At 73.9% G+C, this 7,540-nt stretch carries 6 protein-coding genes; 1 reads left to right on the top strand and 5 read right to left on the bottom strand.

Annotated elements, in window-relative coordinates; genetic code table 11:
• Positions 1 to 141: 141 nt before the first annotated feature.
• A complete protein-coding gene (locus FAF44_RS50950; RefSeq protein ID WP_237110717.1) occupies positions 142 to 1,056 on the top strand; it encodes a zinc-binding dehydrogenase in 915 nt (304 codons plus the stop codon).
• Between the two features lie 7 nt (positions 1,057 to 1,063).
• Here the strand turns inward: FAF44_RS50950 and FAF44_RS50955 are convergent, their stop codons facing one another.
• The 5 genes from FAF44_RS50955 to FAF44_RS50975 form a co-directional block, all read right to left on the bottom strand.
• Positions 1,064 to 1,957, bottom strand: coding sequence for a lipase family protein (locus FAF44_RS50955; protein ID WP_237110718.1), 894 nt, complete (start codon positions 1,955 to 1,957; stop codon positions 1,064 to 1,066).
• Positions 1,958 to 2,083: 126 nt separating this feature from the next.
• On the bottom strand, positions 2,084 to 2,770 hold the full coding sequence (locus FAF44_RS50960) for a flavin reductase family protein (RefSeq protein ID WP_237110719.1): 687 nt from the start codon (positions 2,768 to 2,770) through the stop codon (positions 2,084 to 2,086).
• Positions 2,771 to 2,854: 84 nt separating this feature from the next.
• Positions 2,855 to 4,693: an AAA family ATPase gene (locus FAF44_RS50965; RefSeq protein WP_237110720.1), complete on the bottom strand. Its 1,839-nt coding sequence runs from the start codon at positions 4,691 to 4,693 to the stop codon at positions 2,855 to 2,857.
• A 78-nt stretch (positions 4,694 to 4,771) separates the two neighbouring features.
• Positions 4,772 to 6,166: a hypothetical protein gene (locus FAF44_RS50970; RefSeq protein ID WP_237110721.1), complete on the bottom strand. Its 1,395-nt coding sequence runs from the start codon at positions 6,164 to 6,166 to the stop codon at positions 4,772 to 4,774.
• 36 nt (positions 6,167 to 6,202) lie between these two features.
• Positions 6,203 to 7,540, bottom strand: a 1,338-nt coding sequence (locus FAF44_RS50975) for a hypothetical protein (RefSeq protein ID WP_237110722.1), incomplete at its 5' end; no start/stop codon positions are given.

Consider the following 7,540-nt stretch of genomic DNA (forward strand, 5'->3'; position numbering starts at 1 on the left):
GTGGGGTGGTTCGGGGGTGCGGGTCGTCGGTCGGTGGTGTCGCCGGTCATGGGTGGTCCTCGCGGGCGAATACGGACTGTCGGTCCGATTATGCTACCGTCCTGGCCAACCGGACCATCGGTCCGCATTTGGAGGATGGACATGTACGCACTCATCGTCGACCCCGACGTCCCCGGATCCCTGCGCCTCGGCACGGCGCCCGAGCCCGAGCCCGCCCCGCACCAGGTGCTGATCGAGGTGCGGCACATCTCGCTCAACCGGGGCGAGGTCGCCTTCGCCGGACAGCGCCCGGCCGGCACCGTGCACGGCTACGACGCCGCCGGAGTCGTCGTCCGGGCCGCCGGCGACGGCACCGGGCCCGCCGCGGGCACGAGAGTGGCGGCCTTCGGCGCCGGCGCGTGGGCGCGGCACATGGCCGCCGACACCACCGCGGTCGCCGAGGTCCCCGAGGCGCTGGACCTCGCCGCCGCCGCCGCGCTGCCGATGGCCGGCATCACCGCGCTGCGCACCCTGCGCACCCGCGACATCCTCGGGCGTCGGGTGCTGATCACCGGCGCGGCCGGCGGCGTCGGCCGGTACGCGGTGCAGCTCGCCGCCCTCGGCGGCGCCCACGTGATCGCCTCGGTGGGGTCGGCGGCCCGCGGCGAAGGGCTGGCCGCGCTCGGCGCCCACGAGGTGGTGGTCGGGCTGGAGGGCATCGACCGGCCCGTGGACCTCGTCCTCGACAACGTGGGCGGGCCCCAGCTCGCCGACGCCTGGCGGCTGCTCGCGCCCGGGGGGAGTGTGCGGAACATCGGGTGGGCCTCCGGAGAGCCGGCCGTGTTCGAGCCGTACTCACTGTTCTCCATCGGCCCCGCCAAGACGATGAGCACCTTCGGGGACACCCACGAGGTGGGGCCCGACCTCGCGACGCTGCTGGAGTTCGCGGCGGCGGGACGGCTCTCGCCGGAGATCGGCCGGCGCGGCTCCTGGGAGCACGTCGCCGAGGCCGCCCGCGCGCTGCTGGACCGGCGCGTCGCCGGCAAGGCCGTCCTGGACGTGCTCCCGTCCGCCTGACGGCCGGCTACCCCGGGAGCAGGCCGTTCACAGCGCCGCCGCGGCCCGCCTTGGGCTTGCGGCCCCCGGCGGGAGAGGCGGCTTCCTCCTGGGCGGCGTCGAACCTGGCCAGGTAGGCGTTGATGAAGTGGTCGCGGATGCCGTCGGTGCCCGGGGCCAGCGGATCGGCGGTGGCGCCGCCGATCCGGTCGATCAGGCCCGCCGCGGCGGGCACCTTCTCGTGCAGCTTGCCGCGGGTGTCGAAGTAGCGCTCCTCGGCCACGTGACGGAACAGCGGGGCGGGCGGGAGCTGCGCGACGACGTCGTTGTTGTTGACGAACCTGAAGGTGCGGCCACGGAACGCCTGGTCGTAGGCGCTGGCGAGCTTCGGGCAGCAGGTACGGGGCTGGCCGTAGGTGTAGACGCCGTCGGCCAGCAGCGTGGGGTCCTCGAAGTGGGTACGCGCGGCGGCGAGCATGGCCAGCGCCCCGCCGAGGCTGTGCCCGGTGAACCACAGCGACTGGCCGGAGGTGTGCCAGTCCTCCAAGGTCTGCAGCAGCGCGGGGTGCACGACGTCCAGGGCGCGGTAGAACCCGGCGTGGATGTTGCCCTCGATGGCGGTGTACGGGTGGAGCAGGGTGTTGACGTCCGAGAGCCAGTCGCGCAGCTCCTCGGGCTGGGTGCCGCGGAACGCCACGATGATCATCTGGTCGCTGGCGGCGATGTACACCTGGGTGTCCTCCAGCGGGAACGGCGCGGCGTGCGGCACGCGGACGCTCCGGACGCGGTCGAAGCCCCACCTGTTGGCGGTGGCCCTGACCTGCTCGTCGTCCTGGTAGGCCAGGGCGGCGGCGTGCGCCAGGCGGCGAGCCTGGGCCAGGCTGTAACCGGTGGCGGCGTGGTCGAAGGTGATCGTGGTCATGAGTGTTCCCCCGCGGGTCTGCCGATCTGACGTCACTGTGCGTACCCGCTGCTCGACCAAGCGTCCGCATGCTCTGGGTAAGCGACCTCCCGTCGCGAGCACCACGATGACCGCCCCGGCCCAGGCTCATGGCGCGGTCGTGGGCCGGCTCTCGCGGGCGCGTTCGAGGTCAGCCGTCCGGTAGGCCCGCTCGGGGATGCTCGCCAGCGTGGAGTGCCGCACCTGCGGGCCCAGCCCGTACAGCTTCTGGAAGCTCATGATGAGCGGACGCCAGGCGTCGGGGTCGATGTGGTCGTCGGTGCCCGCCGTGCGGATCTCCTCGTGCGCCCAGACCCGTACGACGCGTACCTCGAAGGTGAGCACTCCGCCGTCGCCCACCGGGTGCGTCGCCGCCACCACGGCCTCCATCGCGACCGGGCACTCGGCCACCCGGGGCGGCGTCACCGCCTCCGACGGCACGGCGGTCAGCCCCGCCCGCGCGAACTTGTCGCCCACGAACCGGTAGCCCCGCTCCCCCTTGCGCTCGGGAACCGGGTCGGACCCCGTGGTCAGCGCCAGCCGGTCCACCGCGTCCGCGAGCGTGTCGGAGGGCAGGTTCAGCACGCACTCGCCGGTCCTGAGCAGGTTCGCGGCCGTCTTGGAGCGGGCCCCCAGCCCCAGCACGCCCCGCCAGCCCAGCCAGAAGGCGGACGACATGGGGGCCAGGTTGGGGGTGCCGTCCTCGTTCGAGGTGGAGATCAGGACGACGGGGGTGCCGAAATACAGGATGTTCGGCTCGATGCGGACATGTTCGTTCGTCACGGTGTCGGTCATGGACCACCACTGTCGTCCTCGCCGCGGCCGGGCGCCGGCGGACTTCGGACGTCCCGCTGGGACGACCCCGGCCTCGCGAGAAGGTCAGGCCGGGCGGGCGGCGGCCATGAGGGCGAAGGCGTCCACCCACAGGCGCTGCTTGTCCTCCGGCTGGCCGACCAGGTACGTCGCGCGTAACTTCGGCGGCAGGTGCGGCAGCAGCCGGGCCACCACCTCGATGTGCTCGCGAAGCTGCGACACCTCCGCGTTGGCGAGGATCTGGTGCACCGTGTCGGAGTCGGCGGTGCCCTCGTCGTGTTCCCCGGCCGCCGCCAGCCGGGCCTCCCAGGCGTCGGCCTCGGCCGCCAGGTCGCGGATCCCGATCGACGGGCGTCCGGACAGCCGCAGCCGCAGCCCGGCCAGGGGGATCGGCGCGTACTCGCCCTCACCCAGGTAGATCAGCCCCGTCTCCAGCGGCTCGCCGACCCGGTGCAGCTTGATCAGCCGCTCGAGCGTGCGCTTGGTCACCCACTCGCGGCCCTCGTCGTCGATGTCGTTCTTCCACCACTCCAGCGCCGTCTCGGCGACCTCGCCGTAGGTGTCGATCAGCCACTGGTTGGCCGGGATGTCCTCGGGACGCACCTCGTAGGCGACCGTGAACCTGCTGGCCTGCGCCACGTTGTTGGAGCTGACCAGCAGCCTGCGGCCCAGGTGGTAGGGCGGGTTCTGCAGCGCGACCTGGGCGCGCAGGCCCGGGATCGGCCGCCCGGCCAGCGACCACTCCTGGGTGAGCTCCATCAGCTTGGCGAACGTCGACCTGTCCTTCGGCCGGTTGTACTCGTCCCAGACCAGCACCTTGGGCTCGGGGCCGAGCAGCGTGCGGGTGAGCAGCACGTCGAGGGTGCCGTCGGGGGCCGGGATCGGCACGCACAGGTCCTCGACGTTGGTGACCGGCAGCGAGAAGTACACCGGGGGCCGGCCGATCTCCTCGGCGACCACCTGCTTGGTGATCTCGGTCTTGCCGCAGCCCGGCGGCCCCTGCAACAGCACCGCCCACCGGTTGCGGACCGCCGCGCGCAGGATGCGCCGCACCGGGTCGGCGATCCGGCCGGGGTTCGCCGCGCCCACCGCCGCCGCGATGCGCCCGAGGATCTCGCGCGTACGATCGGCGCCGGGAGACCCGTCGGCGCCCGGTTCGGCCAGCGCCACCCGGGAGCCGTTCAGCAGCGGCAGGCCCCAGCGCAGCGGGAACCCCTCGCGGGCGCAGTCGAGCACGTGCTCCAGCGTGCGGGGGGACAGCAGGTGCCGCAGGTGCGGGGGCAGCCCCGCCCAGATCCGGAACACCTCCGTGAGGTCCCAGCCCGAGTGCCGGGCCGCCAGATGACGCCGCCAGGCGGTGTCGTTGGCCGTGATGGACAGCGTCACCATGCGGTCGAGCACGGCCAGGTCGCCGCGCCGCGCGCCCGTCTCCGCCACCGACTCGTTGTCGGTCAGGAACACCCCCACGCACCCCAGCTCGCGCAGGTCGTGCTCGCCCAGCGTCCAGTTGCAGGCCACCTGCATGAGCTGCGACTGGATCGTGTCGCCGGCCTGCAGCGAGTCGTCGATCAGCAGCACGAAGGGCCGCCCCGGGCGGAGCCGGCGCATGATGAGCTGCCGCAGCGCGAGCTCACCCCGCTCGGTGCGTACGGGCGCGTTGACCAGCAGGTCGTCGGGCGTCAGGTTGGCGGCCGGGACCAGCACCACCTCGGTGCCGGGATGCGCCCGGGGGATGTACGACAGGAACGTCGAGGTCTTGCCGATGCCGTGCTCGCCGAAGACCTGCCCGGTCTGCCCCATGGCCAGCATCGCGTCGATGAACCGTTCGAGCCGCGAGCGCTCGCCCTGCTCGGGCCGGTCGGGGTAGGTGGCGTTGGGTTTCCACCCGGCCACGGTGGTGGTCACGCGGGGTCGTCTCCGTTCCTCGTCAAGGTGCCGCTCGTCGGGGCGGGCCGCTCGTCTCCGGCGCCCGCCCGCAGGGGATCAGTGGTCGCCGGTGGTGACCCGGTGGCAGGCCATCGGCGGGTCGTGCGTCTCGGGCCAGGTGTCGCCGCCGTCGGTGATCAGCCAGATCCACCGGCCGGGATCGGCCGGCGTGACCCGCGGGGCGTAACCGTCGGTCACCATGATCACCGCGTCGGGACGCTGCTCCAGCACCCGCCCACCCACCTCCAACCGGCCCTCGGCGTAGTCGACGACGTTCTGGAAGTCGGTGCCGCCGCCGCCCAGCACCCGCTCACCCGCCGCGAACGGCATGACCGCGCCGTCGAAACTCAGCCAGTGGGTCTCCACCCCGTCGGTCTGGCCCACGAGCGTGGTCAGCCACCGCACCACCGAGTCGGGCATCGAGCCGGAGGTGTCGAAGGCCACCAGCACCACCTTGACCCGCTCGGGCCCGCGCCGCGACAACATCGGGTCGTGCCCCAGCGACAGCAGCACCGCGCCCAGCTTCTTCGGGTAGACCAGGCGCTCGCCCTCGCGCAGCTTGGCGGCCAGCGTGTCGGACAGCCAGCGCTTCCACCACTCCACCCGGCGGGTGCGCGGGGTCTCGCCGCGCAGCGCCGCCAGCCCCAGCGAGCCCCACATACGGGTCAGCCGCTCGCCGCCGCCCTCGGTGCGCCCGGCCAGGTCGAGCAACTCGGCGCGGGCCTGCTCGTTGCCGGCCAGCGCCTGCCGCATGACCTCCGACAGCACCTCCTTGGCGACCCGCTCCACCGTCTCGGGGTCGGTCGGGACGCCCGCACCCATGTGCGCGCACACCGGCAGCGGCGACGGCGGGCACGCCATGCGCTTGAGCTCGCCGTAGACCGACAGGTCGGTGTGCACGAACGCCGTGTACCCCAGCGGCTCCAGACCCTGGCCGCGCAGATCGCGCACGTAGCCGCGGTGCACCTCGCGCGGATCGACGCCGGTACCGCCGCCCTCGGCGGTGCGCGGCAGCTCGCGCCGGCCCAGCCGGGCGAGCACCACGTGGTTGATGCTGACCTCGGTGGCCACGGTGAACACCGGGTCGGCGCGCAGCGCCTCGTCGACGTACAGGTGGCGCTGGATGAGGTGGCGGGCCTCGTGGTACAGCACGAACTTGACGCCGTGCACGCCCAGCGCGTCGAAGAAGACCGGGTTGTACAGCAGCAGGCAGGATCCGTCGCCGGCGGCGACGACCGCCGCCGTGGGCACCGCCGTCGTCGGGATCTGGTGGTGGCACTTGGCGTAGAGCCACGACGCCACCACGCTGTCCTTGATGCCGAAGTCGAGCAGCGCGGCCTCCTTCAGCCGCCGCGCCCGCTCGACCACCTCGGGGTCGGCGGGGACGTGCGCGGCCACGGCACGCCGATCGGTGAGATCGATGACGCGCCCGCCGGCGGTCGCAGCGGCCACGGGGCTCCCTTCGTCGCGGTCCGTCGTAGCGGAACGTTAGCGATCGCCACCGACAAACGCCCCGCCCGCCGCGACTCCCGCCGTGCGCAGCAGCTCGGCCGTCGTCCCGGTGAAGCCCGGCAGCATGCTCACGGCCAGCAGCCAGGCGTCCGGGCTGCCCTTGAGGGTGTCGGCCATGAGCGCGGCCAGGGCCGCGCGGGCCTGCTCGTCCGCCGCGACGAACCTGAGCACCTGCTCGGCGGGACGTCCGTGCTCCAGCGCCGCCGCCCACGTGAGGCGGCTCCGCCGCACCGCGTGGGGCAGCCACCTCCTGCCGGTGGAGTCGAGATCACCGGCGTCGCACCCGGCCAGCACCTCGGCGGCCGGCACACCCGCCATGAGCCGCCGGTACTGCCGGCACTCCCACCCCAGCAGCACGGTACGGGCCGCACGGCGGAACTCCTCCGGGCAGTCGGGCACCCGGGGCAGCAGCCCGACCAGGTCGCTGTGGAACGGTTCGCGACGGTGCTCGGCCAGCAACTCCGCCCAGTGCCATCGATGGCTCTCCTTGACCATCGCGGCCCGGTCCCCGCGGCTGCGCCACATCGAGACCTGCTCCTGGACGCTGCCGCCCTCGGCCACCAGCGCCTCCAGCTCGGCCAGCGCCCCCGCGCGGTCGGGACGGGCCAGCAGCTCCCGCATCCGCTCGCGCGAGCGGGCGTAGGTGGAGTACGTGACGGGCGTGCGGTCGAGCGTCACCGAGACCTCGCCCGGCCCCCACGTGCGCCACACGTGCAGGAACAGCTCGAGCTGCGGCACCAGCCCGAGGACGAACACCCGCTTCAGCACCAGCCGGAACAGCAGGGGATCGGCGCAGGCGTACAGGTCGCGCAGCCGCCAGTCGTGCAGGTGCTCGGGCACTTCCGGCATCCGGTCGCGGGCGGTGACCAGCGACGCGGCGGGGACGGCCCGCCAGACGCGGGCGCGCTGGTCGCCGGTGACGGCGGCGTGCCAGAACAGCGTGACGAGCGTCTCGGGGTCCTCGACGTCGAGGAGCCGCTCGATCGCCTCCGCCGCCAGGCCGGGACGCCCGGCCAGGATCCGCGCCGGGGCCGGCACGGTGGCCGCGGCCCTCGCCGCCTGGTCCGGCCAGGCCGGCCGCCAGGCGCAGAAGCGGTAGAGGTCGTGCGTGGTCCGCGCGTCCAGATGGGGCGCCAACGCGCCGTGCGCGGTGTCGGGCGCGGCGTCCAGCAGGGTCACGAACGCGGCGCGGGCCCCGGACAGCGAGGACGGCGCCGATGCGGCGGGCAGCCCGGCCGCCTCGGGCCACCACGGGGGCAGGGGGTCCCCGCCCGGAGCGTCCGGGGCGAGGGCGGATCGCGCGCCGGGAGGGCC

The sequence above is a fragment of the Nonomuraea sp. MG754425 genome (genome assembly GCF_021699195.1).
Taxonomy (GTDB): domain Bacteria; phylum Actinomycetota; class Actinomycetes; order Streptosporangiales; family Streptosporangiaceae; genus Nonomuraea.

Coding starts and splice junctions, on each gene's coding strand:
- FAF44_RS50950 (WP_237110717.1), top strand. CDS start 142: ATGTACGCACTCATCGTCGACCCCGACGTCCCCGGATCCCTGCGCCTC.
- FAF44_RS50955 (WP_237110718.1), bottom strand. CDS start 1,957: ATGACCACGATCACCTTCGACCACGCCGCCACCGGTTACAGCCTGGCC.
- FAF44_RS50960 (WP_237110719.1), bottom strand. CDS start 2,770: ATGACCGACACCGTGACGAACGAACATGTCCGCATCGAGCCGAACATC.